Annotated in this window: 24 protein-coding genes; 17 read left to right on the top strand and 7 right to left on the bottom strand. The window is 63.1% G+C overall.

What is annotated here, in order from left to right:
- Nucleotides 1-473, top strand: a 473-nt coding sequence (locus D3242_RS03825; protein ID WP_120145482.1) for an SIS domain-containing protein, incomplete at its 5' end; no start/stop codon positions are given.
- Between the two features lie 103 nt (nt 474-576).
- On the opposite strand, the gene D3242_RS03820 is transcribed toward D3242_RS03825, so the two are convergent.
- Both D3242_RS03820 and rocF read right to left on the bottom strand, forming a co-directional pair.
- On the bottom strand, nt 577-1,632 hold the full coding sequence (locus D3242_RS03820) for an ornithine cyclodeaminase (protein WP_064986349.1): 1,056 nt from the start codon (nt 1,630-1,632) through the stop codon (nt 577-579).
- A 2-nt stretch (nt 1,633-1,634) separates the two neighbouring features.
- On the bottom strand, nt 1,635-2,567 hold the full coding sequence (gene rocF / locus D3242_RS03815; protein WP_019860107.1) for an arginase: 933 nt from the start codon (nt 2,565-2,567) through the stop codon (nt 1,635-1,637).
- A 134-nt stretch (nt 2,568-2,701) separates the two neighbouring features.
- Between rocF and D3242_RS03810 the strand changes: the two genes are divergently transcribed.
- Entirely contained in the window at nt 2,702-3,142 is a 441-nt protein-coding gene (locus tag D3242_RS03810; RefSeq protein ID WP_038644816.1) for an Lrp/AsnC family transcriptional regulator, read from the top strand.
- Between the two features lie 210 nt (nt 3,143-3,352).
- On the opposite strand, the gene D3242_RS03805 is transcribed toward D3242_RS03810, so the two are convergent.
- Both D3242_RS03805 and D3242_RS03800 read right to left on the bottom strand, forming a co-directional pair.
- Nucleotides 3,353-4,027, bottom strand: a complete 675-nt coding sequence (locus D3242_RS03805) for a GntR family transcriptional regulator (RefSeq protein WP_064986351.1) — start codon at nt 4,025-4,027, stop codon at nt 3,353-3,355.
- A gap of 177 nt (nt 4,028-4,204) precedes the next feature.
- On the bottom strand, nt 4,205-5,053 hold the full coding sequence (locus tag D3242_RS03800; protein WP_019860105.1) for a LysR substrate-binding domain-containing protein: 849 nt from the start codon (nt 5,051-5,053) through the stop codon (nt 4,205-4,207).
- A gap of 48 nt (nt 5,054-5,101) precedes the next feature.
- Here D3242_RS03800 and D3242_RS03795 point away from each other — a divergent pair, with 48 nt between their 5' ends.
- Complete coding sequence (locus D3242_RS03795; RefSeq protein WP_064986352.1) at nt 5,102-6,145, top strand: bile acid:sodium symporter family protein; 1,044 nt, start codon at nt 5,102-5,104, stop codon at nt 6,143-6,145.
- Here the strand turns inward: D3242_RS03795 and D3242_RS03790 are convergent.
- Nucleotides 6,142-7,704, bottom strand: a complete 1,563-nt coding sequence (locus tag D3242_RS03790) for a GMC family oxidoreductase (protein ID WP_064986354.1) — start codon at nt 7,702-7,704, stop codon at nt 6,142-6,144. The two genes, D3242_RS03795 and D3242_RS03790, sit on opposite strands and share 4 nt — an antisense overlap.
- A 131-nt stretch (nt 7,705-7,835) precedes the next feature.
- The gene (locus tag D3242_RS03785; RefSeq protein WP_010914325.1) at nt 7,836-8,507 is read right to left on the bottom strand and encodes a GntR family transcriptional regulator; all 672 of its coding nucleotides are present in this window, start codon (nt 8,505-8,507) and stop codon (nt 7,836-7,838) included.
- 181 nt (nt 8,508-8,688) lie between these two features.
- Here D3242_RS03785 and D3242_RS03780 point away from each other — a divergent pair, with 181 nt between their 5' ends.
- From D3242_RS03780 to D3242_RS03735, 10 genes are all read left to right on the top strand, one after another.
- Entirely contained in the window at nt 8,689-9,525 is an 837-nt protein-coding gene (locus D3242_RS03780; protein WP_064986356.1) for a 2-(acetamidomethylene)succinate hydrolase, read from the top strand.
- Between the two features lie 42 nt (nt 9,526-9,567).
- Nucleotides 9,568-10,707: an FAD-dependent oxidoreductase gene (locus D3242_RS03775; RefSeq protein WP_064986358.1), complete on the top strand. Its 1,140-nt coding sequence runs from the start codon at nt 9,568-9,570 to the stop codon at nt 10,705-10,707.
- A gap of 69 nt (nt 10,708-10,776) precedes the next feature.
- Complete coding sequence (locus tag D3242_RS03770; protein WP_019860099.1) at nt 10,777-11,367, top strand: amino acid synthesis family protein; 591 nt, start codon at nt 10,777-10,779, stop codon at nt 11,365-11,367.
- Between the two features lie 30 nt (nt 11,368-11,397).
- Complete coding sequence (locus D3242_RS03765) at nt 11,398-11,856, top strand: YbhB/YbcL family Raf kinase inhibitor-like protein (protein ID WP_019860098.1); 459 nt, start codon at nt 11,398-11,400, stop codon at nt 11,854-11,856.
- A gap of 69 nt (nt 11,857-11,925) precedes the next feature.
- Nucleotides 11,926-12,648 (top strand): class II aldolase/adducin family protein, encoded by a 723-nt coding sequence (locus D3242_RS03760; RefSeq protein WP_027047192.1) that lies wholly within the window; start codon nt 11,926-11,928, stop codon nt 12,646-12,648.
- A 111-nt stretch (nt 12,649-12,759) separates the two neighbouring features.
- The gene (locus tag D3242_RS03755) at nt 12,760-14,391 is read left to right on the top strand and encodes a GMC family oxidoreductase (protein WP_064986360.1); all 1,632 of its coding nucleotides are present in this window, start codon (nt 12,760-12,762) and stop codon (nt 14,389-14,391) included.
- The gene (gene fhmpcd1 / locus D3242_RS03750) at nt 14,388-15,317 is read left to right on the top strand and encodes a 5-formyl-3-hydroxy-2-methylpyridine 4-carboxylate 5-dehydrogenase (RefSeq protein WP_019860093.1); all 930 of its coding nucleotides are present in this window, start codon (nt 14,388-14,390) and stop codon (nt 15,315-15,317) included. Before D3242_RS03755 ends, fhmpcd1 begins: the two co-directional genes overlap by 4 nt.
- A gap of 91 nt (nt 15,318-15,408) precedes the next feature.
- Entirely contained in the window at nt 15,409-16,239 is an 831-nt protein-coding gene (locus D3242_RS03745; RefSeq protein ID WP_019860092.1) for an ABC transporter ATP-binding protein, read from the top strand.
- A complete protein-coding gene (locus D3242_RS03740; protein ID WP_019860091.1) occupies nt 16,236-17,063 on the top strand; it encodes an ABC transporter permease in 828 nt (275 codons plus the stop codon). The genes D3242_RS03745 and D3242_RS03740 overlap by 4 nt, the downstream gene beginning before the upstream one ends.
- Before the next feature lie 33 nt (nt 17,064-17,096).
- Nucleotides 17,097-18,107, top strand: a complete 1,011-nt coding sequence (locus D3242_RS03735; RefSeq protein ID WP_064986362.1) for an ABC transporter substrate-binding protein — start codon at nt 17,097-17,099, stop codon at nt 18,105-18,107.
- 37 nt (nt 18,108-18,144) lie between these two features.
- On the opposite strand, the gene D3242_RS03730 is transcribed toward D3242_RS03735, so the two are convergent.
- Nucleotides 18,145-18,570: a hypothetical protein gene (locus D3242_RS03730; RefSeq protein WP_027047190.1), complete on the bottom strand. Its 426-nt coding sequence runs from the start codon at nt 18,568-18,570 to the stop codon at nt 18,145-18,147.
- A gap of 153 nt (nt 18,571-18,723) precedes the next feature.
- Here D3242_RS03730 and D3242_RS03725 point away from each other — a divergent pair, with 153 nt between their 5' ends.
- From D3242_RS03725 to D3242_RS03710, 4 genes are all read left to right on the top strand, one after another.
- Nucleotides 18,724-19,698 (top strand): putative B6 ABC transporter substrate-binding protein, encoded by a 975-nt coding sequence (locus tag D3242_RS03725; RefSeq protein ID WP_223217880.1) that lies wholly within the window; start codon nt 18,724-18,726, stop codon nt 19,696-19,698.
- Nucleotides 19,699-19,776: 78 nt separating this feature from the next.
- On the top strand, nt 19,777-21,345 hold the full coding sequence (locus D3242_RS03720) for a putative B6 ABC transporter ATP-binding protein (protein WP_064986498.1): 1,569 nt from the start codon (nt 19,777-19,779) through the stop codon (nt 21,343-21,345).
- Nucleotides 21,342-22,439 (top strand): putative B6 ABC transporter permease subunit 2, encoded by a 1,098-nt coding sequence (locus D3242_RS03715; RefSeq protein WP_064986365.1) that lies wholly within the window; start codon nt 21,342-21,344, stop codon nt 22,437-22,439. The genes D3242_RS03720 and D3242_RS03715 overlap by 4 nt, the downstream gene beginning before the upstream one ends.
- Before the next feature lie 3 nt (nt 22,440-22,442).
- Nucleotides 22,443-23,378 carry a putative B6 ABC transporter permease subunit 1 gene (locus D3242_RS03710; RefSeq protein ID WP_019860085.1) on the top strand — a complete coding sequence of 312 codons (936 nt, stop codon included), beginning with the start codon at nt 22,443-22,445 and terminating at the stop codon, nt 23,376-23,378.
- Nucleotides 23,379-23,409 lie beyond the last annotated feature (31 nt).

Genomic DNA, 23,409 nt, shown 5'->3' with positions numbered 1-23,409 from the left:
AGATCGAGCGGATCGCGCGCGAACTGTCACGCTACAAGGACGTGCTCTATCTCGGCCGCGACACCAATTTCCCGCTGGCCATGGAAGGCGCGCTAAAACTCAAGGAAATCTCCTACATCCACGCCGAAGGCTATGCGGCGGGCGAGTTGAAGCATGGGCCGATCGCGCTGATCGACGAGAACATGCCGGTCATCGTCATTGCGCCGCATGACCGCATTTTCGAAAAGACCGTGTCGAACATGCAGGAAGTGGCGGCGCGTGGCGGCAAGATCATCCTGATCACCGACAGCAAAGGCGCCGCACAGGTGAGCGTCAAGACGATGGAGACGATCATCCTGCCCGACGTACCTGAAATCATCTCGCCGATCATCTATGCGCTGCCGATCCAGATGCTGGCCTACTTCGCCGCCGTGTTCATGGGCACCGACGTCGACCAGCCGCGCAACCTGGCGAAATCGGTGACGGTGGAGTGACGGCAACGTCGATGGCCCTTCATCTCGTCGAGGGGACGTTCGACAAGACCCGCAGTCACTATCAATGCCTGCGGGATCGCTCGCGGCATCTCATCGGTTCTTGTTATGCCGCGGTCTGCATGGCCGCTCTCAGCAGCATGCCATAGAGGTCGCGCGGTTCGTCCGGATCGGCCAGCAGATCGAGCTCCTCGTAGAGGCCCGTTGCCTGCAGCTGGTCGCGCACATAGCGCAGCGCCGAAAAGTCCTCGATGGCGAAGCCGACGGAATCGAACAGCGTGATCTGCTTGGCGTCCCGGCGGCCTGGCACCTTGGCGGCGATCACTTGCCAGAGCTCGGTCACCTGATGGTCGGGATCAAGCTGTTGGATTTCACCCTCTATGCGTGTCTGCGGCGGGAACTCGACGAAAATGTCGGAGCGCAGCAGGATGTCCCTGTGCAGTTCGGTCTTGCCGGGGCAATCGCCGCCGACGGCGTTGATGTGGACGCCGGAGCCGACCATGTTGTCGGTGAGGATGGTGGCGCATTGCTTGTCGGCGGTGACGGTCGTGATGATCCCGGCTCCTTCGACCGCTTCCTGCCCGGTTTCGCAGATGGTGATGTCAAATCCCATGGCAGCCAGGTTCTTGGCGCATTTCAGCGAGGCGGATCGGTCGATGTCGTAGAGCCTGAGCCGGTCGACGCCGGTCAGCGCCTTGAAGGCGATCGCCTGGAATTCCGACTGTGCGCCATTGCCGATGATGGCCATGGTGCGCGCGCCGCGTGGTGCCAGATACTTGGCCGCGACGGCGGAAGTCGCGGCGGTGCGCAGCGCCGTGAGAATGGTCATCTCGGTGAGCAGCATCGGGTAGCCGCTGCCGACATCGGCAAGCACGCCGAAAGCGGTGACCGTCTGCAAGCCCTGGCGCATGTTCTTGGGATGGCCGTTGACATATTTGAAGCCATAGAGCCGCCCGTCGCTTGTCGGCATCAGCTCGATGACGCCGTCATGGCTGTGTGATGCGATGCGGGGCGTTTTGTCGAAAAGCTCCCAGCGCCGGAAATCTTCTTCGATGTAGCTGGCGAGCTCGGTCAGGAAGCGCTCGACGCCGATGGCAAGCACCAGCTTCATCATACGGTCGACGCTGACGAAGGGGACAATGTTCAGCTTTGCCGTGGTCATGATCAAAAGCTCCCGGAATGGCTGCGGGTCGGGCGATCCATGATGCGGCGGCCCATCAGGCTCGCCGTCAGGTCGACCATAAGCGTCGCGGTTCGGCCACGCTCGTCCAGAAAAGGATTCAGCTCGACCAGGTCGAGGCTGGAGACGAGGCCGGTGTCGGACAGCATCTCCATCACCAGATGCGCTTCGCGGAACGTCGCGCCGCCAGGAACCGTGGTGCCGACAGCCGGCGCAATCGACGGGTCGAGAAAGTCAACGTCGAGACTGACGTGCAGCAGCCCGTCTTCATCAGACACGCGCGCCAGGAAAGCGCGCAGCAGCGGCGCGATGCCATGTTCATCGATGGCGCGCATGTCGTGCACGGTCACGCCCGCCTGGTTGAGCGCGCTGCGCTCGGCCGGGTCGACACTGCGCAGGCCCATGGTGCAGATACGCTTGGGATCGACCGCCGCCGGCAGATCCGGGAAATAGCCACTGAAACCTGGCTGGCCGCTGGCGTACGCGAGCGGGACACCATGCAGATTGCCGCTGGCGGTGGTGTCCAGCGTGTGGAAGTCCGGATGCGCGTCGAGCCACAGCACGAACAGCGGGCGCCCGGCCTCGGCGGCGCGGCGGGCGAGGCCAGACACGGTGCCGGCCGAGATCGAATGGTCGCCGCCGAGAAAGATCGGCATGGCGTCCTCGCTCGCCGCGTAGGCTGCCGCTGCGATGGCGGATGTCCAGGCCGATATTTCGGGCAGGGCCTTCAGGGCGAGGTTGCCGTGCACGACGCGCCTCGCCGGCATTGGCTGGACGGCGCCCATATCCTCGACAGCGTGGCCGAGGCCGGACAGCACCTCGGCAAGCCCCGCCGTCCTCAGCGCACTCGGCCCCATTTCGCAGCCCATTCTGCCGGCGCCGTCCTGCACCGGCGCCCCGACGATCCTGCAACGCATTGTTTTTCCCGCGGCCAAAGTTCGAATGGTCGACAGGAGATCATGGCGAGCCGGCAATATGAACAGAGAGAATTGGCAGTCCGCGAAGCATAACCTATCATAATGGCGGCAGAATTTATCGAAATGGTAATCTGATGGATGCTTTGGACGAACGGCTCGTGACCTTGCTGCGACATGACGCCCGGCGCAGCGTGTCGGATCTCGCCATCGATCTCGGCGTCTCGCGCGCCACGGTTCGGGCACGCATGGAGCGGCTGGAACGGTCCGGCGACATCATCGGCTACACGGTGGTGCTGCGCGCCGACGCCGTCGATCAGCGCATCCGCGGCATCATGCTCATCGAGATCGAGGGCCATGCCGCCGACCGCGTGGTCCGGGCACTGGGCGGCTTCCCGGAAGTCTCGACCATTCATACCACCAACGGTCGCTGGGATCTGGTGGTCGAGCTCGGGACGGCATCATTGACCGATTTCGATGCCGTGCTACGGCGCATCCGACTGATTGCCGGCATAACGGGCAGTGAAACGAGCCTGCTCCTGGCCACGCCGCGCACGACGCGAGCACGACTGACGTAGGTACTCGTTCAATGAAGACGCTGGTGGCCGAAGTTCTCCCCGACGAAGCCGAGGGCAAATCGTGCGGATTTTCGCACGGCTGATGACGGCGAGCTCCTCGGGCCAGATCGCGCATGGACGCGCTTATATTCAGCGATCGCCTCAGCCCTTCAGTCCGATACACAGTCCCATTCTTCGCATGTGTTGATCCGTTGCGATCGATGGCGAGCGTCAGCCGAGAAGCTCGGCGGCGACTTCGAGTGTGTTGCGGAGCGACGTCTCGAGATGGTTCTCCATCGCCTGCGCGGCGCCCTCGGCATCGTGGCGCTTCAGCGAGTCGAGAATGGCCTCGTGCTGTTCGATCGTCTGTTCGCCGTAGCCGGGCTTGGGAATGGCGAGATAGCGGCCACGATCCATCTGTGCCTTGGAGATATCGACCGCCCGCCAGATCATCGGCAGGCCGCAGATCTCCGCAATGGTGCGATGGAAGACGTCGTCGAGCTGGATCGCGGTGGCATACCGGCCGCGCGCTATGGCGAGCTTGTGCGCCGCCATATTGTCCTCCAGCAGTTCGGCGGACGCCGGGGTCATCTTGGCGGCGGCGCGCCTGGCGCTTTCCATCTCGAGCGCCCGGCGGATGACATAGGCCTCTTCCAGGTCGGCGCGGCTGATCGGCGCGACATAGGTGCCGGTCTGTGCCAGGATTGTCACCAGGCCTTCGTCGCTGATGCGCTTGACCGCTTCCCGCACCGGAGTGCGCGAAACGCCGAGCGCCTCGGCGATAGCCACCTCGTTGATGACTTCCCCCGGCTTCAACTGGCCGACGACAATCAGATTGCGGATCTTGTGATAGATTTGATCGCGCAGCGGCAGCGCCCGATTGAGCGTCGAAGGATCCAGGTCCATGGCAAATCCGTATCTTCGTTCGCCTGAGATGGTCAATATTAGAATGTCAAATACAACGCACCAGGGACAAGGGGCCCAGGGCCTCCCGAACAGCTATGAGGCATCAGCCAGACGCTTCCGGGCGTGAAGGCTTCTGTCCAACGTCAAATTCGCCGCCGGCATCCCCAACGCAATAGGTCAGCGCAGACCTCTCACCTTGGTCAGAATATCTTCCGACAGCGCCGAGACGAGCGCCCTGTCGGCGCCCTTGCTGGGGATAAGGACAAATTCCACATCCTCCAACGGCGGCAGGCGCCCGGATGGGATCTCCTTCAAACCCGGGGGCGACATGCTTTGCGGTTGCACCAGAACCCCCATGCCGGCACGCGCGGCGGCCGTCAGCCCGCTCAGGCTGCCGCATGTGCAGACAATGCGCCACGGCATGCGGTGCCGTTCGAGCACTTCCAGCGCAATGCTGCGCGTGACGCTCGGCGCGGGGAAGGCAATCAACGGCAAGGCCGCGAGCGACAGGACGTGTTCCGGATCGCGGGCGAGCCAGACAAGCGGCTCGCGATAGACGAGCCGGCCACGGCTGTCGCCCAGCCGGCGCTTTGCCAGAACGAGATCGAGCTCGCCATTGTCCTGCATCTGGTAGAGCACGCCGCTCAACGCCACGGTCAGTTCAAGATCAACGGATGGGTGGGACCGGACGAAATCCTCCAGCACCAGCGGCAGCCGGCTCGTCACCAGGTCCTCGGATACGCCGAGCCTCAAAGTGCCCCGCAGCCTCTGCGCGGTGAAAAGCGCCTGCACCTGTCCCTCTATCGACAACAGGGTCCGGGCATGGCCGAGCAGGGCTTCGCCGTCTGGCGTCAGCACAACCTTGTGCGTATCGCGGGCCAGCAACTGCCTGCCAAGCGCGGCCTCGAGCTTGCCGATGTGCTGGCTGACGGTGGATTGCCCGAGCCCCAGCCTCTCCGCCGCGAAGGTAAAGCTTCCCATCTGCTGGACGGTGACGAAGCTGCGAAGTTGGACCAGATCGAGCATTTGTATCCCAAATCACGATAACTGTTATTCATTGTATCTTGTTTTGCAATGCGTAAAAAGACGGCGTCGCCACTCTGGAGCGAACATGTCATGCGCCGCTTTCTGCCGGACACCTTTCTGATCCTCCTGTTGTGCACCGTCGCGCTCGCGTCGGTCGCACCGGCGACCGGGACGTTCGCGGGATGGTTCGCGATCGCGACCAATCTTGCCGTGGCGCTGCTGTTTTTCCTGCATGGTGCGAGGCTCTCGCGCGATGTCGTTGTCGCCGGCCTGATGCATTGGCGCCTGCACCTGGTGATCCTTCTGACGACCTTTGGCCTGTTCCCGCTGCTGGGTCTGGCGCTTGGCTACCTGCCGGCTTCGATCCTGCCCAAGCCGCTTTACCTTGGCATTCTATTTCTCTGTGTCTTGCCGTCGACAGTGCAGTCATCGATCGCCTTCACCTCGATCGCCGGCGGAAACGTCCCCGCGGCCATCTGTTCGGCTTCCGCCTCCAACATCTTCGGCATGTTCCTGACACCCTTGCTCGTCGGCCTGCTCTTCTCCATAGGTGGCCATGGCGGATTTTCGTGGGATGCGGTGAGCCAGATCCTGGTGCAGCTGCTCCTGCCTTTTGCGCTCGGACAGCTGCTGGAACCGCGGATCGGCAACTGGATACGCTCCCGCAAGACACTGCTGATGCCTGTCGATCGCGGTTCGATCCTGATGGTCGTCTATCTGGCCTTCAGCACGGCGGTCGCCGAGGGGCTTTGGCACATGTTCTCGCTGCGCGACATTGCCGTGGTCGTTGTCGCCGACATGGTGCTGCTCGGCCTGGTGCTTGTGCTGACGACCTATGGCAGCCGGCTTCTCGGCTTCGACAGGCCCGATCAGATCACGATCACCTTCTGCGGTTCGAAGAAGAGCCTGGCGAGCGGCGTGCCGATGGCCAATGTGATCTTTGCCGGCCAGGGTGTCGGCGCGATCGTTCTGCCGCTGATGCTCTTCCACCAGATACAGCTCATGGTCTGCGCCATGATCGCCCAGAAATATGCCAAGGCGGCGCGCCGGCCGACGGTTCTGCCAGCCGAGCCGACGGCCTCGGTGGCTTAGCGCCGTCGGGCGAAAGTTTCGGCGATCGCGAGGACCGCGGCATGAATCGGTCCCGCGGTGAGGTTGGGCATGATCGACGCGTCCACGACAAAAAGATTGTCGAGCGCCTTGAGCCGCAGATTTGCATCGACGACGGCGTCCGGGTCCCTGCCCATTCTGCAGGTGCCGCAGGGATGGTGGTGCGTGATGACCGATCGCGCGATGAAGTCGTCCATCTCGGCCTCACTGTTCAGCGTTCCTGGCAGGAGTTCGCGCTCTCGCCAGCCGGCGAGTTCCTCTCTGTGCCCGATGGTCCGTGCTGCCTCAAGTGCTCTGCGAAACCGTTCGCGGTCCCGATCAGTTTGCAGGTATCCCGGGTCGATGATCAACCGGTCCCCGAGCTCAGGCCCGCTGATGCGCACGCTGCCGCGGCTCGTCGGATGGGTGATGCCGAACAGCAGCGAGTAGGCGGTGCCGGCGGCGGGTGCCTTAAAGCGTTCCGACACGATCGGCGCGACACCGCAGCCAACGACAATTTCAGGCTGCCCGCCAGCGGTGAAGCTGTCAGCCCGCATATAGGCCATCGATTCCGAATGTTGGAGGCGCGATGGCGGCACTGGCTGGCGGGCCGCGTAAAGGTTGCCGGCGCCAAGCAGGTGATCCTGAAGGTTTCGACCGATGTCAGGCATATCGATCAGGCAGCCGACGCCCGCCGCATCGAGCACATCGCGCGGACCGATGCCCGTACGCATCAGCAAGGCCGGGCTTTCCAACGCTCCGGCACAAAGCACAATCTGATCCGCAAACACTTCGGCCGAACCCTGTCGCCCCACGACCTCCAGGCTGCGGACCTGATTGCCCTCCAGCTTGAGCCGCTGCACCCGGGAGCCCGTGAGGATGGTCAGGTTCTCGCGGCCTCGAACCGCCTTTGTGAGCCAGGCGTCCGCCGCCGTAACCCGGCGCCCGTCGCGAATGTTCATGGAGTTCGGGGTGACGCCGATCATCTCTCCGCTGTTGTGGCCTTCAAGGCGAGGCAGACCCAACGATGCGCCTGCCTCGATGAAGGCGCGAGCAAGTGGACTGACTTCGTCCGCCGGCAAATGGATCGGCAACGGCCCACCCTTGCCGTGAATGCCGTCGCCACCAAGCGGATGGTCTTCGATAGCCTGGAAAACGGGCAGAAGTTCATCCCAACTCCATCGGCGATCCCCGGTTGCGTCGACCCAGGCCTGGAAGTCTGAGGGATGACCGCGCATGTAGCCCATCGCGTGCAGGCAACTCGAGCCGCCGATCAACCGCCCGCGCGCCCAATGATGCACCCGGCCCGCGGTGCCGGCTTGTGGCTCCGTGCGATAGTCCCAATCGTAGCTGCGGCCCTGAAGTGCCGGCCAGGCGGCGGGGTTCCAGATATCGGGATCTGTCGCCTCCTCGCCTGCCTCGATCAGCAGAACGCGGCTGCCCGGATCTTCGCTCAGCCGCGCGGCGAGCAACGACCCGGCCGACCCGCCGCCGACGATGACGATATCGCAATTCGGTGCGTGCTCAACATTGGCCCTGGTCATCCTCACTCCATCTGCCATTTGCCGGTTGCGATAGCCGTCATGTCTGACACCGACACGGAGAAGGCCCGCGCACGAATCCGCGTTCGGCCGATCCGAAACGTCATGAAGGACTTCGAGTCTTCAGGCGGAACGACAGTCCATCGAAGACCTCAAATCCCGTTGTCCATGGATATCTTCGCTGCCGCTTTCGCCCTCAAGACATGCTGTTTGGAGGCTTTGCGGGCGGCCTTCTCGTCGCCGGCGGCGATGGATTCGAATATCTCCCTCATCTCCGCCAGGCTGCTTTGTGCTCTGCCCTCCAGGGACATCGATCGTCCTCGAAAGAAGCTGATCCTGGCCACCAGACCGCGATGGACTTCCTCCAGGATCGGGTTGCCGCAATTCGCCAGTATGATCGAATAGAAATCCGCGGCGGTCATGACCTGCGCCAGGCTGTCATTGCTGGATGCCGCCTCTTCGAAAGCGGAAAGCGATTTCTCGAGTTCACGCAACTGTTCCGGGGAAATCCTTAACGCGCATCGTCCTGCTGCCTCGACTTCCAGCAACTCTCGAACCTCGTAGATGGCGGTTGCCACCTCCCACGAAAGCGCCGGTATCGACGGCCCGCGGTTGGGCACGATCTCGATCAGGCGTTCCGCCTCAAGACTGCGCAAAGCCTCCCTCAGCGAGGGGCGGCTGATGCCGAGTTGTGTGCACAGTTGGCTTTCGATGAGGCGGCTTCCCGGCTGGAACAAACCGGAGAAGATGGCCAGCCGTAACTTGTCGACGGTTTCCCGTTGCACGGTCCGTGGCGAAATTCGCAAATTCAAATCTGGGGGCATCGGTAACGTCTCATGGCCTTTGAGTCGCAAAACTGAAGCAGCATACGCCACGCCGCGTAAATTTGACAGCAGGATAGCCAGATTGTCAAATATGAAGATTGTCAGACAATCGGCTTGACGTGACCCCGGTCTGTATGATCCTTTTGCAGGAGACGCGCAGCGAAGCGAGGATCCAGGGATCATGGACATGGCGGCAGACATAGCTTCCGACCACTTCATCTCGCGACGCGTCGACATTGGCCGCGTCACCTTGAACGTGCGCGAGAAGGGCAGCGGTCCCTTGATGCTGTTCTTCCACGGCATCACCTCCAACTCCGCCGTCTTCGAACCGTTGATGATCCGGCTTTCGGACCGGTTTACGACGATTGCGGTTGATCAGAGGGGGCATGGCCTCAGCGACAAGCCGGAAACCGGCTACGAGGCGAATGACTACGCGGACGACATCGCCGGCCTAATACGCACGCTCGATCGCGGCCGTGCCATCCTCGTCGGACATTCGCTTGGTGCTCGAAACTCCGTCACGGCCGCGACGAAATACCCGGATCTGGTGCGGTCGGTCGTTGCGATCGACTTTACGCCCTACATCGAGACCGACGCCTTGGACGCCTTGGAAGCGCGCGTGAACGCGGGGAGCCAGCTTTTCGAGGATGTGAAGGCCGTCGAAGCATACCTAGCCGGCCGCTATCCGAACATTCCCGCCGACGCCATCAGGATCAGGGCTGAAAGCGGCTATCAGCCGGTCGACGGCGGATTGCGTCCATTGGCATCGCCCGCGGCCATGGCGCAGACCGCCAAGGGCCTGCGATCGGATCTAGTACCCGCCTACCGAGACGTGACGAAGCCCGTCCTCATCGTTCGGGGTGAGGCGAGCAAGCTGGTTTCGGCGGCGGCGCTGGCGAAGACAAGCCGACTGCGGCCCGATCTGCCTGTCGTCGTCGTTCCGGGCGCCGACCACTACGTCAACGAGGTATCTCCCGAGATCACGTTGAAAGCCATCACCAACTTCATAGACGCCTGACGGCCAAGCGCCGTCTTCTTGCACGCAGCATCAGGATAGAAAATGGCCAATCTAAACAAAACTCCGGGTAAAACGCGTCGTGCCGAGGTAGCCGGCGGCGGCTTTGCCGGGCTGACAGCCGCCATCGCTCTCAAGCAGAAGGGTTGGGATGTCAGGCTGCACGAAAAGAGCTCGGAACTGCGGGCATTCGGCGCGGGCATCTATCTCTGGCACAATGGCCTTCGCGTGCTCGAAGGGCTGGGCGCCTTGGACGATGTTCTCCAGGGCTCGCACACGCCTCCGACCTACGAGACCTGGATGCACAACAAGTCGGTTTCCAAGGAGACGTTCAACGGTCTCCCATGGCGCATCATGACCCGCAGCCACCTGCACGATGCCCTGGTCAACCGGGCCCGCGCCTTGGGCGTCGACATCCGCGTCAATTCCGAGGCGGTCGCCGCCGACCCGGAAGGGCGCCTGACGCTCCAGACCGGCGAGGTTCTCGAAGCCGACCTGATCGTTGGCGCCGATGGCGTTGGTTCCAAGGTCAGGGATTCCATCGGCTTCAAACAGGATCGCTGGGTTTCGAAAGATGGCCTCATCCGGCTGATTGTCCCGCGCATGAAGAAAGAGCTCGGTCATGGCGAGTGGGACAATACCATCGACATGTGGAACTTCTGGCCGCGTGTTCAGCGGATTCTCTATTCGCCCTGCAATGAGAATGAGCTCTACCTCGGCTTGATGGCTCCGGCCGCCGATCCTCGTGGATCGAGCGTTCCGATCGATCTCGAAGTCTGGGTCGAGATGTTTCCTTTCCTGGAGCCATGCCTGGTCGAGGCGGCCAAGCTGAAAACCGCCAGGTACGACAAGTACGAAACGACCAAGCTGGATAGCTGGACAAGAGGCAAGGTCGCCCTTGTCGGGGATGCCGCGCATGCCATGTGCCCGGCTCTTGCCCAGGGCGCCGGTTGCGGGATGGTCAACGCCTTCAGCCTGTCGCAGGACCTGGAGGAGGGCGCTTTGGTCGAGGATGCGCTGGTCGCTTGGGAGACGCGCATTCGCCCGATCACCGATCGCTGCCAGGCCCTGTCTGGCGACTATGCGGCGAACCGCTCGCTCTCGAAGGGAAACATGTTCACGCCGGCGGCGCTGGAAGCCGCCCGCTACGACCCGCTGCGCCGTGTCTACTCGTGGCCGCAGTAGCGTCGGGCGAGCCGGTCAACGAATTAATCGGTGCGTGCGGAAACAGCGCGCGCCTTTCAGGAGATAAAGATGAACTATTCCAGTGAAGTCGAAAGAGATTATGATGTCAGGGGATGGTATTCCTCGGTCCAGGAAAGCCGGCATGACGGTGGCACGCCTGGCGAAACCCTCGTCAAAGTCGCGACTGGCGTTGTCATACGCAATCCCTTCGCCGGAAAGTTCGTCGCCGAACTGTCCGATCTGACCAATCCGAGTGCAGCGATCGGTCATGCGCTCGGCGAGAGGGCGGTGGCGCTGCTCGGCAACAGGCCGGTCGAAAGCTATGGCAAGGGCGGTATCGCGGGTACATCAGGCGAACAGGAACATGTCGTCGCCTGCATCACCACGGTGTTCGGAGATCCGCTGCGCCAGCAGGTGGGGGGCGGCAAGGCCTGGATCTCCTCGGTCAGCAAGGTCGCTGTCGCCGGCACGACCATCGATATCCCGCTTGCCCACAAGGACGAGCTCTACATCCGTTCCCACTACGATGCCGTCACCTTTTGCGTGCCGGATGCCCCGCGCCCGGACGAACTTCTGATCTGCGTCGCCGTCGCATCGGGTCCGCGCGTGCACCAGCGCGTCGGCGGCAAATCTGTCGCCGACCTCAAGGCCGGCGCCTAGCTCGATCGAAATTACGGAAGGACGAATTCCATGCCCCTGAACATCAAGGACCTCAAGATTACGTCAGCGGATTTCCAGCCGCTCGGTAAAATGCGCGACGAGCATGCCGGCGACAAGGGCAACGTATTGCCCAAGCTTAGGGTCAGCGGCGTCCCGGCAGGGACGAAAGAGCTTGCGGTCATCTGCCACGATCCCGACGCGCCCCTGCCCAATGGCTTCACGCATTGGGTAGTTTACGGCATCGATCCGTCGACGACGGATCTTTCTGGAGCACAGGAAAAGTTCCGCGTGGGACCCAACGGCGCCGGCGGCAAGCAATATTACGGACCCCAGCCGCCCGCTGGCCATGGAGAGCATCACTACTATTTCTGGGTCTATGCCCTGGACACGAAGGTCGACGGGACGCCCACCAGGGAGGAGTTCCTGCAGAAATACGCCGGCAACATCATCGAGCAGAACCGGATCGTCGGCATCTACGAAAACAAGTGAAATCCGCGGCCCTGGCGACCGATAACAACAACAAGAATGGTCGCCATCGCCGCAATGGGAGAATTGGAAATGACAGACAACAGCCCAGTGCGTCGGAAGGTCTTCGAAGAGCTGGTCACAGCGACCAAGATCCTTTTGAACGAAGGCATCATGGATACGTTCGGGCATATCAGTGCCCGTGACCCCGAGGATCCCGCTAGTTTCTTCCTGGCGCAGAAACTGGCCCCTAGCTTGATCACCGTCGACGACATCCAACGCTTCAATCTGGATGGCGAGACCTCGGACAACCGGCCGTCCTATCTCGAGCGGTACATCCACAGCGAGATCTACAAAACGCGGCCCGACGTTCAGTGTGTACTCCACACCCATTCTCCGGCTGTCCTGCCGTACTGCTTCGTCGACACGCCGCTTCGGCCGGTCACCCACATGGGAGCTTTTATCGGCGAGTCGGTCCCGGTCTACGAGATTCGCGACAAACACGGCGACGAAACGGATCTCTTCGGCGGCAGCCCAGACGTTTGCGCTGATATCGCCGAGAGTCTCGGCAGCCAGACCGTGGTTCTCATGGCGCGGCATGGCGTCGTCAATGTAGGCAACTCCGTGCGGGAGGTCGTCTTCCGGGCCTTCTATCTCGAGCAGGAAGCAGCAGCGCTCACCGCCGGCTTGAAGATCGGCAATGTCAAATACCTGTCGCCGGGCGAGATCAAGACGGCAGGAAAACTCGTCGGCGCCCAGATCGATCGAGGATGGAACCACTGGTCGCAGCGCCTCAGGCAAGCAGGCCTCGCCTGATGTCCATCAGGCTTTGAACATCAGCTGGGAAGCCTGGTGTCGGCCAGGACTTCCCAGCCTCAATCGCACTAGTTCTCTGGCGCCGGGGCGTCGGACGAAAGCAATGAAACCATGCCGCACGCGGAAAGTTACGATTACATCATCGTTGGAGCCGGATCGGCCGGTTGCGTGCTCGCCAACCGGCTGAGCGCCGATCCGAGATGTTCGGTGCTGCTGCTGGAGGCCGGCGGCTGGGACCGCGATCCGATGATCCACATTCCGCTTGGATGGGGCAAGATCCTGACCGAGCGCCGCCATGACTGGATGTATTTCTGCGAGCCGGAAGACAATGTAGGCGGGCGCAGGGTCGAGTGTGCGCGCGGAAAGGTCATTGGCGGATCATCGTCGACCAACGCCATGGCCTATGTGCGCGGCAATCGCGGGGACTACGATCGTTGGGCGGCGACAGGTCTCAGCGACTGGTCGTACGACAAGGTGCTGCCGTATTTCCGCAAGCAGGAAAGCTGGGAAGGGGGCGAGGACCAGTATCGCGGCGGCGCCGGCCCGGTCAGCACCCAGTTCTGCCGCTACAAGGACACGCTGATCGACGCCTTCGCGCAAGCCAGCGTGCAGGCAGGCTATGCGCAGACGAAGGACTACAATGGCGAGCGGCAGGAAGGGTTCGGCCGCCTCCAGATGACGATTTCGAAAGGTCGGCGCGCCTCGACCGCGTCAGCCTATCTGCGGCCGGTGCTGAAGCGGCCCAATCTGACCGTTCTGACGGAAGCGAACGCAACCAGGATCGTACTGGAGGGTGCGCGCGCAACCGGCGTCATCATCAACCATCGCGGTGGCGAACGTACGGTTCTCGCCCGCAAGGAAGTGCTGCTTGCCGGCGGCGTGATCAACACGCCGCAACTGATGATGCTGTCGGGTATCGGGGCGCAGGATGAGCTTGCCGCGCACGGTATCCAGACGCGGGTCAATCTGTCGGCGGTCGGCAAGAACCTGCAGGATCACGTCTCGGTCATCCTCATGTACCGGCGCCGGGCTCCGGGCGGCCCTTTCCTGCGCAACATGCGTGCCGATCGCATCGGCTTCGATTTCGTCAAGACCTACCTCACGGGACGCGGTTTTTCGGGCGACGTGCCCGGCGGTGTCGTCGCCTTCCTCAAGAGCGGCCCGGCGCGACCATTGCCGGACGTGCAATTGCTCTTCACGGCGGCGCCGCTTGCGGCATGGCCATACTTCAAGCCGTTCAAGGCGCCGTTTGCGGACGGCTTCGCAACGCGCATCGTGGCGACACAGCCCGAAAGCCGCGGAGCCGTGAAACTGGCCTCGGCCGATCCTTCCGCGGCGCCCCTGATCCACCAGAATTTCCTCGCCTCGCCGAAGGATTGGGAGTCGCTGCGGGCCGGTTTCCGGGTGGCAAGGGATCTGGCCGCGCAGCCCTCCATGCAGCCCTTCATCGAGGCGGAGTTCTTTCCCGGTCCGAAGTGCCAGAGCGACGACGAGATCGACGAGCATATCCGCAAGACCTCCATCACCGTGCATCACCCGGCCGGGACCTGCCGGATGGGGGCCGATGCGGCCTCGGTCGTCGACCCGCAATTGCGGGTTCGCGGCGTCGACCGGCTTAGAGTGGTGGACGCTTCCGTCATGCCCGACCTGGTCTGCGGAAACATCAACGCGGCAGTGATCATGATTGCCGAAAAGGCCGCCGACCTCATCGCGAGCTCAAAAGAAAGCAGGGCAGTGCAATGATCCGAAATATCGCCATCATCGGCCTGGGTACGATGGGGCCGGGCATGGCCGCCCGGCTCGCCAGAGGCGGCCTGCAGGTGGTCGCCTACGATGTTGCCCCGGCAGCGATCGAGCGCGCGCGATCCATGCTGAGCGTGGCCGAGACCGTTCTGGACGCCTTGGGCATCGCGCCACCGTCGGCCGGCGTCGGGACGGTTCGCTTCACCGACGATATCGGCGATGCGATATCCGGCGCCGACCTCGTCATCGAGAACGTTCCTGAAAACATTTCGGTCAAGGCCGATGTCTATCGCACCGTCGACGGCCTGATCGGCCCGGATACGATCGTCGCGTCCGACACGTCGGGTATCCCGATCACCAAGCTGCAGGCGCATATCTCGCATCCCGAGCGGATGGTCGGCATGCACTGGTCGAACCCGCCGCACATCATCCCGATGATCGAGGTGATCGCCGGCGAGAAGACCGCGCCGCAAACCGTGGCGACGATCCGCGACCTCATCCGCTCGATAGGTTTGCTGCCGGTGGTGGTGAAGAAGGATGTTCCAGGCTTCGTCGAAAACCGCGTGCTCTATGCGCTGCTGCGCGAGGCGGTCGACCTCGTCGAGCGAGGCGTCATCGATCCGGAAGATCTCGACACCTGCGTGTCCTGGGGCATCGGCTACAAGATCGCCGTGATCGGGCCGATGGCTCTGCTCGATATGGCGGGGCTGGATATCTACAAGTCCGTCTCGTCCTTCCTCAACGCCGATCTCTCCAATCGCGGCGATGTCGCGCCCATGGTGCTGGAAAAGACCAACGCGTCGAAGTTCGGCATCAAGTCGGGCGAGGGCATGTTCTCCTATACGCCCGAGCAGACCAAGGCGCTGCAAGGCGAAAGGGCGCGCAAACTCGTCGCGGTGCGACGCATCCTGGAAGGCCGGGAGTAGCCAATGGTTTATCGAGCTCACAAAGACAGGCATGCCGTCGGGGACTGGACGGTGCGGTCGAGACTGACGGCAGTGCATGAGGTGGCAAGCCATGCGCGTTGAAACCATTCGAGCGGCCGGCGGCCGGCCGGCCCATATCCGCCATGACGACCTGATCTCCGCCAAGGGTGTGTCGGTGGTCATGGCCAAGCAGCTGGTTCTGCAGAATATCGATCTTTCGGTGCCGAAGGGGTCGTTTGTGTCCCTTATTGGTCCGTCCGGCTGCGGCAAGAGCACCTTGCTCAAGGTCCTGGCCGGGCTTGTCAATCCGACGAGCGGCAGCGTTTCGATCGCTGGGCTTTCGCCGGTCGAAGCGGCGCGCAAGCGCATGATCGGCCTCGTCTTCCAGGACGCCAATTTGCTTCCCTGGAAGAACGCCGTCGACAACGCATCGATGCTGCTCAGTATCGCCGACAAGTCGCTCTCGCGCGCTGAGTTGCGCGGGCGCGGCCAGGAGATGCTGGAACTGGTGGGGTTGGGCGACAGTGCCCACAAGCGCCCCCATGAATTGTCCGGCGGCATGCGCCAGCGCGTCGCCATCGCGCGGGCCCTGGCGCTCGATCCGGCGGTGCTGCTGATGGACGAGCCGTTCGGCGCGCTCGACGCCATTACCCGCGATGCGATGGGCCAGTCGCTGCTGGAGATCTGGCAGCGCACCGGCAAGACCATCGTGCTCGTCACCCATTCGATAGATGAGGCCATTCACCTGTCGCGCCATGTCCACGTGCTGGGGATCAAGCCTGGGCGGATCACCGAAAGCCTCGACATTGGTCTGCCCTATCCGCGCGACCTGACGGTCACAGAGGATCCGGAGTTCGTCAGGCTCGTGGTTCAACTGCGCACCATGCTGCGCGCCAGCCATCAACCGGGAGACGCATCATGAGCGATCAACCCGTCACCAATTTCTCCGAGTCGAGGCCCGAGTCGCGGTTTGCCTCAAGCTGGGGCGCAGCGACCGGCAGCTGGCTTCCCGCGGTCATCCTTCTGCTGGCGACGATCGTGGTGTGGGAAGCCGTGGTGCGGATTTTCGCGATATCCGCCTTCATCATTCCCGCTCCGTCCGAGATCGCGCAATCGCTGGTCGCGCAATGGGGAACGCTGATGCAGGCGACGCTGGTGACGGCGGGCGAGATCCTGTTCGGATTCCTTGTCTCTGTCGTGGTCGGCATTGCCATCGCCTTGGTCATCGTACGCTTCGACTGGCTGGGGCGAGCGCTCTATCCGCTGGTGGTGCTGTTCCAAAATGTGCCCAAGGTGGCGCTGGCACCGATCTTCATCCTCTGGTTCGGCTATGGGCTCGCGCCCAAGATCGGCCTGATCCTGGTCATCGCCTTCTTCCCGGTGACCTTGTCGATGCTGGCGGGAATGCAGTCGGTCGATCGTTCGCTGCTGTCGCTGATGAATTCGGTCGGCGCCAGCCGCACGCAGATCCTGTTCAGGATCCGCGTTCCGCATTCGCTGCCCAACCTGATGGCCGGCACCAAGATCGCCGCGACGCTCAGCGTCATCGGCGCCATCGTCGGCGAATTCGCCGGCGCCTCGGACGGGCTCGGCTACGTCATCCAGTTCGCCTCGACCCAGCTCGATACCGCGCTGGTCTTCGCTGCCCTGCTCCTCGTTTCGGTGCTGGGCATCGCCTTCTACTACGCGGCCGAAATTCTCGAACGCATCGTGGTGCCATGGGCGCCGAAATTCAGCCAGTCCTAGGTCCGCTCTCAACAAACGAAAAAGGGAACAAAAATGCTCAGACGCTCACTCATCAAGGCAGCCGCGCTTGCGGCGTGTGTCGGGACACTCGGCTTCTCCAGCGTGGCCCTGGCGGCCGACAAGGTCAACGTCCAGCTCGACTGGGTGGTGCGCGGCAACCACGCCATGTTCTTCGTCGGCAAGGAGAAAGGCTTCTTCGCCAAGAACGACATCGACGTCGCCGAGATCCGCAAGGGGTCGGGCTCGCCGGACGCCATGCGGCTGGTGGGCAATGAGAACGCGGATTTCGGTTTCGGCGATCTTCCCACGCTCGCCGTCGCGCGGTCGCAGAATGTTCCCGTCGTGGCGCTGGCGGCCGTCAACCAGCACTCGCCCCTGGCGATCATCTCGCTGGCGAAGACGATGAAGCTCACCAAGCCGGCGGATCTGAAGGGTCTCACCATCGGCATTCATCCGGCCGGTTCGACCTACATCTTCTTCAAGGGCTTCCTGGCGGCCAATGGCCTGACCGAGAAGGACATGACGCTGAACAGCGTCTCGCCGCCCTATGAAAGCTACCTGCTTCTGGGACGGGTCCAGACGGTGGTCGGCTATGTCGACGCCGAGGTTCCCGAACTTGAGGCCAAGGCCGGCGGTCCCGGTTCGCTCAGCATCATGATGGGTTCTGACCATGGCTGGAAGGCCTATGGCTCAGGCCTGTTCACCTCGCAGAAGATGATCAAGGACAAGCCCGAAATCGTCGCCCGCTTCGTCAAGGCGTACAGGGAGGCCTTCGACTATGTCGTGGCACACCCCGAAGAGGCAGCTGAGATCACCGCCAAGGCCGCACCCGGATACGCCGACAAGAAAGACGTGCTTCTGGCGCAGATCAACGCCGACATCGCGTCGACCTTCACCAGTCCGGACACCAAGGAACACGGCCTCGGCTGGATGACGAAGAGGCAGTGGGAGGAAACGTTGAAGACGCTCACCGATCAGGGCGTGCTCAAGGCGGCCCTGTCGGCGGACGACGTCTTCACCGACAAATTCCTGGCCAAGGAGTAGGCCGCGCTATGTCGCGGGCCAACGGATCGATGAGCGCCTACCGGCACGCCAGCGTGTCCCGCTCCACGCCGCAGGACACGGCGCGCGCTCCCTTGGCCGCGTCGTTGCGGTCAAGCGTGATCTGCACCCGTGTGGCATATGCGCGGCCCGACAGGCCGCACCACAGCCGCTCGACCGGCAGGTTCTCGCGCTTGTCGTTGAGGATCGTGAACGTGCCGGTCTTGGCGTCGAACCAGAGCTCGACGCGGGCGCTCTTGCCCGGCTCGACCGTCGCGATCCCGGCCGAATACCAGTGGGCGAAGTCGGCATTGCAGGACAGCCCTTCCTTGCTCGCATTCGAAATCGTCAACGGCACCATGTCGAGCCCGTCGGTGCCCTTGCGGACGATGACATGGTGCAACTCGACCGCGTTGGCGAAGGATGTGAACGCCAGCGCGACAGGGAGAACATAACGAATCTTCACTTTGCCTGAACTCCAATGGTAAACTTTATCAGGCAGTCTACCTCGCTTCTGCGCAATAACAATAAGAATATTGATTGGCAAATCAACAGAGAGGGTAACATGTTAAAGATTCTTAAAAGCAGCGTAAGTGCAGTTATACTGATTGGTATCTTGATGGGTGGCGCGCTTGCTGGCGAAGTCAAGTCGATCGCCATCCTGACACCCGAAGAAGGCACTGATTACGGCTGGAACCAGCAAGGCATCGACGCCGCCAAGGCGGCTGGCAAGGCCGCCGGCGTCGAAGTGGTCGTGGCCCAGGGCCTCGGCTATGGCGACGTTCGTCCGACCCTGCGGGAACTTGCGTCAGACGGTGCCAGCCTGCTGATCGCCCACGCCAGCGGCTACAACACCTCGGCGCCTGAAATCGCCAAGGAGTTGAAGGTTCCGGTGGCGATCGTCGACACGCCGAACGGCCTGGAGAAGGGCCTCGTCGCCGACTACACGCTGAGTGGCCACCAGGGCGCCTATCTCGCCGGCCGTCTCGCCGCCAAGATGTCGCGTTCCAAGTCGGTCGGCATCGTCGTCTCGGGCGAACCGCCATCATGGAATTCGCAGTCGGCGGCGTTCGCGCAAGGCGTGAAGGCGGAAAACCCGGACGTCAAGATCACCTATGCGGTGATCGGACCGGCCGCCTACAGCGATGCGGCCGGCGGCAAGCGGGTCACCGAAAGCGTGATCGCGTCGGGCGCCGACATCATCTTCGGCCAGGGCAACGGTTCGAGCTTCGGCATGCTGCAGGCGGTCGAGACGACCAAGGCAGCAGATGGCGGCAAGGTCTATTTCATCGACGTCATCGGTGACAAATCGCCGATCGACAAGGGCTTCCTGCTGTCGTCGGTGGTGTGGAACATCGAGCCGGTCTATGCGGCGATGATCGCCGACATCAAGGCCGACACGTTCGGCACCAAGCACTATACGATCGGCCTCAAGGACGACTCGGTGAAGCTGCTGAAAACCGCCGCCATTCCGGACAATGTCTGGGCGGAAATCCAGACGCTGCGCGAAGACGTCATTTCCGGCAAGATCAAGGTCGATCCGGTCTATGACGCGGCCGCCGTAAGGGCGCTGATGACCAGCGTCGCCCAGTAAGGCGATCACGGGTTAGCTGCCGGAGGGGTGATCCGTTCGCCTCTCCGGCCGATTACCATTTTCTTGGTGCAGGCTTTCATGAGCGGTTCTTTTTCATCGTCCGTTGCCGGCCGCGACATCGTCGCGCTTGAGGGCGTGACCAAGCGGTTTCCCGGCATTGTCGCCAATGACAGCGTCGACCTGTCGATCCGTCCCGGCGAGGTGCATGTGCTGCTCGGCGAGAACGGCGCGGGAAAATCGACGTTGATCGGCATGCTGTCTGGCCTGCAGCAGCCGGACGAAGGGCGCATATTGGTCGACGGCAAGCCAACGCCGATCACATCGCCGCGCCATGCGCTGGCGCTGGGCATCGGCACTGTCTTCCAGCACATGATGCTGGTGCCGACGCTGACGGTGGCGGAAAACCTGTTGCTTGGCGGGCCCTGGTGGCAACGCCCCAGGACCGAGGAGCTTGAGGCGCGCGTCGCCGAGATCACCCGCCGTCTCGGCATCACTGTGAAGCTGCATGCCAAGGTGTCGGAGCTTTCGCTCGGCGAGCAGCAGCAGGTCGAAATCCTGCGCGCCATGGTGCGCAACAGCCGACTGCTGATCCTGGACGAGTCCACCTCCATGCTGACGCCGAAAGGCATCGACGAACTGGGCGCACTGATGCGCCGCCTTGTCGAGCAGGGTCTGGCCATCGTCTTCATCACCCACAAGCTCAAGGAGGCGGCGGCCTTCGGCGACCGCATCTCGGTGCTGAAGCTCGGCCGCAAGGTCGGCGAGATCCCACCCGAGCGGTTTCGCGCGCTGGGCGAGCAGGCCATCATCTCGGAGATCGTGGAATTGATGTTCGGCAAGCAGAAGGACGATCCGGAAGCCGTCGAGCGTCCGGTCCGTACAGTCCAGGCCGAAGCGGCGCCGTTGCTCCAGGTCGCGGATCTGGCGGTCGCGCCGACGGACAATGCGCCCGGCCTGTCGTCGATCTCCTTCGACATCCGCCCGGGCGAGATCCTCGGCATCGCCGGCATCGACGGCAACGGTCAGAAGCAGCTTGCCGAAGCGCTGGCCGGCCAGCGCGCCGCGACAGGCGGTTCGGTGCGGCTGGAGGGCGTCGCCATCGAGGCGCTGAGCGTCGGCGAACGCCGCCGGCGCGGTCTGCGCTACCTGACCGACGACCGGCTCGGCGAAGGCACTGTCGGCACCTTCCCGGTCTCGATCAACTTTTTCCTCAAGCAGGTCGGCGCTGCCCCGTTCTGGCGCCACGGCGTCGAGCAGCGTGGCGAGATCGACGAGCGCGCCGCCCAGCTCGTGCGCGAATACGACGTGCGCACGCCAAGCCTGAAGACGCCGGTCGCCCGGCTGTCGGGCGGCAACATCCAGAAAGTGCTTCTGGCACGCGAACTGGCAGAGGGCGCCAAGGTGGTGATCTTCAACAAGCCGACCTATGGACTCGATCTCGCCAATACTTTGGCATCGCGCCAGCGCATCCGCGATACGGCGGCCCGCGGCCTTGCCGTGCTGCTCATTTCCACCGACCTCGAGGAGTTGCTTGCTATGTGCGACCGCCTCGCCGTCATCGCCAACGGAGCGCTCGTCGGCACGGTCGAGAACACCGACGATGCCCGCACCAGGATCGGCCGCCTGATGATCGGACTTGCCGCATGAGCATCGACACCGCCCCCACGGCCAGTGCCACCGCGCTCGATGCCACGAGCGGGACGGCGACGCGCCGCGACATCCTGCATCGGCTGCTGATGACGCTCGGCCCGATCCTCATCGCCCTCATCATAGCTGGCTGCATCCTGCTTGCCGTCGGCGTCGACCCGCTCGCCTATTACGGTTTCGTGCTGGAGAAAGGACTGTTCTCCCCGCTCGGTATCCAGCAGACGCTGACGCGGATGGCGCCGCTGCTGTTTCTTGCCGCCGGCCTCATCGTCGCCTTTCGCGCGGGCATGTGGAATCTCGGTGGCGACGGCCAGTTCCTGCTTGGCGCGGTGACGGCGGCGGCCAGCGCGCCCGTACTCGTTCAGATCATGCCATCCTGGCTGGCGCTGACCTTTTCGTTCCTCATCGCCATGGCGGTGGCGATGATCTGGTCGCTGATCCCAGCTCTGCTGCGTGCCTATCAGGGCGTCAACGAGATCATCACCACGCTGATGATGACGTTCCTGGGCACCTCGCTCGCAAATGTGCTGGTCAAGCTCATGTTTCGCGACCCCAGCACGACCGTGCCGCAGACGCGTACGTTGCCGGTGGAAGACAGGCTGCCGCGCCTGTTCGAAACGACCATCACCAGCGGCCTGCTGCTCGGCCTGGCGGCAATCATCATCGTGCATCTGGTGATGACGCGCACGGCGTTCGGGCTGAAATTGCGGATCGTCGGCGCCAATCCGCGCGCCGCGGTCCACGCGGGGCTCGGCGTGTCTGGCCTGACCGTCACCGTCTTCGCCATTTCGGCCGGGCTGGCCGGCCTTGCCGGCGCTGTCGACATCATCGGCGTCCAGGGCAATGTCCGCGCCGACTGGAATCCCGCTTACGGGCTTGCCGTCATTCCAGCCGTGTTCCTCGCCCGCATGAACGGCTTTGCCGCTATCGGTTTCGTGTTCCTGCTTTCGGTGCTGTCGATCGGCGGCGAAAGCGCGGCGCGGCGGCTTGGCGTGCCCAACCATTTCACGCTGGTGCTGGTCTCCATCGTGCTGATCGTGCTCGCGCTCGCCGAATATGTCGACCATCGCTACAACCAGTCGAGAAAGGCTTAGGGCATGACCGGGCTCTTCAGCGAAGTCTTTCTCAGCGCGCTGCTGTTCGGCGCCGTCACCGCCGCCATCCCGCTGCTGCTGGCCGGCCTCGGCGAGCAGATGTCGGAAAAAGCCGGCGTGCTCAACATCGGCATCGAAGGCATGATGCTGGCCGGCGCCTATCTCGGCTTTGTCGGCGCCTTCTATTCCGGGTCGCTGTGGCTGGGGTTCCTTACCGGTGCCGCCGGCGGTGTCGCCGTGGCGATGATCATGGCGCTGCTGTGCGTGCGCATCGGGCTCAACCAGATCGTCATCGGCATCGCGTTGACGCTCGGTCTCGAAGGTCTGACGGCGCTGCTTCATCATTTCCAGTTCTCGCGCAGCTATCCCCGCCTGCCGGCGGCGGACGCCACCATCATTCCGCTGCTGTCGGATATTCCTGTCATCGGACCCGCCTTCTTCAAACATCATCTGATCGTCTATCTGGCGGTCGCGCTGGTGTTCGGCATGGGCTACCTCTATCGGCGCACGCAGCTCGGCCTCAATCTGCAGGCAGCGGGCGACAAGCCGGCAGCACTCGACGTCGCCGGCATCGACGTCATCAGGACCCGGACCATCGCGGTGCTGACGACCGGTGCGCTGGCCGGGCTCGGCGGCGCCTATCTCGCCAATGTCGGTGCGGGCCTGTTCATTCCGTTCATCACCAATGGCGCCGGCTTTCTCGGCATCGTGCTGGCCATGCTGGCGCGCGGCCGTCCGGTCTGGGTGCTGTTCGGCGCCCTGCTGTTCGGCGTCTGCCTGTCGCTGACAACGGCTATGCAGGTGGCGGGCATCAACATACCGACCGACGTCATCCAGATGCTGCCGTTCCTGGCGGTGATGATCATGCTGGTGCTGTTTGGCCGGCGTGCCAGCCTGCCGGCGGCACTAGGCATTCCATACGAGCGCGGCGCGCGCTGACCACAATCAGATGCGCGGAAGGGACCCGCGC

Source organism: Mesorhizobium jarvisii, assembly GCF_003601985.1.
Taxonomy (GTDB): domain Bacteria; phylum Pseudomonadota; class Alphaproteobacteria; order Rhizobiales; family Rhizobiaceae; genus Mesorhizobium; species Mesorhizobium jarvisii.
The sequence above is the reverse complement of the archived record's forward strand: the minus strand, read 5'-3'. Positions and strand labels throughout refer to the sequence as shown.

What these genes read in the sequence shown, in the direction of transcription:
- D3242_RS03820 (WP_064986349.1), bottom strand. Translation starts at nt 1,632, where the DNA reads ATGACCACGGCAAAGCTGAACATTGTCCCCTTCGTCAGCGTCGACCGT.
- rocF (WP_019860107.1), bottom strand. Translation starts at nt 2,567, where the DNA reads ATGCGTTGCAGGATCGTCGGGGCGCCGGTGCAGGACGGCGCCGGCAGA.
- D3242_RS03810 (WP_038644816.1), top strand. Translation starts at nt 2,702, where the DNA reads ATGGATGCTTTGGACGAACGGCTCGTGACCTTGCTGCGACATGACGCC.
- D3242_RS03805 (WP_064986351.1), bottom strand. Translation starts at nt 4,027, where the DNA reads ATGGACCTGGATCCTTCGACGCTCAATCGGGCGCTGCCGCTGCGCGAT.
- D3242_RS03800 (WP_019860105.1), bottom strand. Translation starts at nt 5,053, where the DNA reads ATGCTCGATCTGGTCCAACTTCGCAGCTTCGTCACCGTCCAGCAGATG.
- D3242_RS03795 (WP_064986352.1), top strand. Translation starts at nt 5,102, where the DNA reads ATGCGTAAAAAGACGGCGTCGCCACTCTGGAGCGAACATGTCATGCGC.
- D3242_RS03790 (WP_064986354.1), bottom strand. Translation starts at nt 7,704, where the DNA reads ATGGCAGATGGAGTGAGGATGACCAGGGCCAATGTTGAGCACGCACCG.
- D3242_RS03785 (WP_010914325.1), bottom strand. Translation starts at nt 8,507, where the DNA reads ATGCCCCCAGATTTGAATTTGCGAATTTCGCCACGGACCGTGCAACGG.
- D3242_RS03780 (WP_064986356.1), top strand. Translation starts at nt 8,689, where the DNA reads ATGGACATGGCGGCAGACATAGCTTCCGACCACTTCATCTCGCGACGC.
- D3242_RS03775 (WP_064986358.1), top strand. Translation starts at nt 9,568, where the DNA reads ATGGCCAATCTAAACAAAACTCCGGGTAAAACGCGTCGTGCCGAGGTA.
- D3242_RS03770 (WP_019860099.1), top strand. Translation starts at nt 10,777, where the DNA reads ATGAACTATTCCAGTGAAGTCGAAAGAGATTATGATGTCAGGGGATGG.
- D3242_RS03765 (WP_019860098.1), top strand. Translation starts at nt 11,398, where the DNA reads ATGCCCCTGAACATCAAGGACCTCAAGATTACGTCAGCGGATTTCCAG.
- D3242_RS03760 (WP_027047192.1), top strand. Translation starts at nt 11,926, where the DNA reads ATGACAGACAACAGCCCAGTGCGTCGGAAGGTCTTCGAAGAGCTGGTC.
- D3242_RS03755 (WP_064986360.1), top strand. Translation starts at nt 12,760, where the DNA reads ATGCCGCACGCGGAAAGTTACGATTACATCATCGTTGGAGCCGGATCG.
- fhmpcd1 (WP_019860093.1), top strand. Translation starts at nt 14,388, where the DNA reads ATGATCCGAAATATCGCCATCATCGGCCTGGGTACGATGGGGCCGGGC.
- D3242_RS03745 (WP_019860092.1), top strand. Translation starts at nt 15,409, where the DNA reads ATGCGCGTTGAAACCATTCGAGCGGCCGGCGGCCGGCCGGCCCATATC.
- D3242_RS03740 (WP_019860091.1), top strand. Translation starts at nt 16,236, where the DNA reads ATGAGCGATCAACCCGTCACCAATTTCTCCGAGTCGAGGCCCGAGTCG.
- D3242_RS03735 (WP_064986362.1), top strand. Translation starts at nt 17,097, where the DNA reads ATGCTCAGACGCTCACTCATCAAGGCAGCCGCGCTTGCGGCGTGTGTC.
- D3242_RS03725 (WP_223217880.1), top strand. Translation starts at nt 18,724, where the DNA reads ATGGGTGGCGCGCTTGCTGGCGAAGTCAAGTCGATCGCCATCCTGACA.
- D3242_RS03720 (WP_064986498.1), top strand. Translation starts at nt 19,777, where the DNA reads ATGAGCGGTTCTTTTTCATCGTCCGTTGCCGGCCGCGACATCGTCGCG.
- D3242_RS03715 (WP_064986365.1), top strand. Translation starts at nt 21,342, where the DNA reads ATGAGCATCGACACCGCCCCCACGGCCAGTGCCACCGCGCTCGATGCC.
- D3242_RS03710 (WP_019860085.1), top strand. Translation starts at nt 22,443, where the DNA reads ATGACCGGGCTCTTCAGCGAAGTCTTTCTCAGCGCGCTGCTGTTCGGC.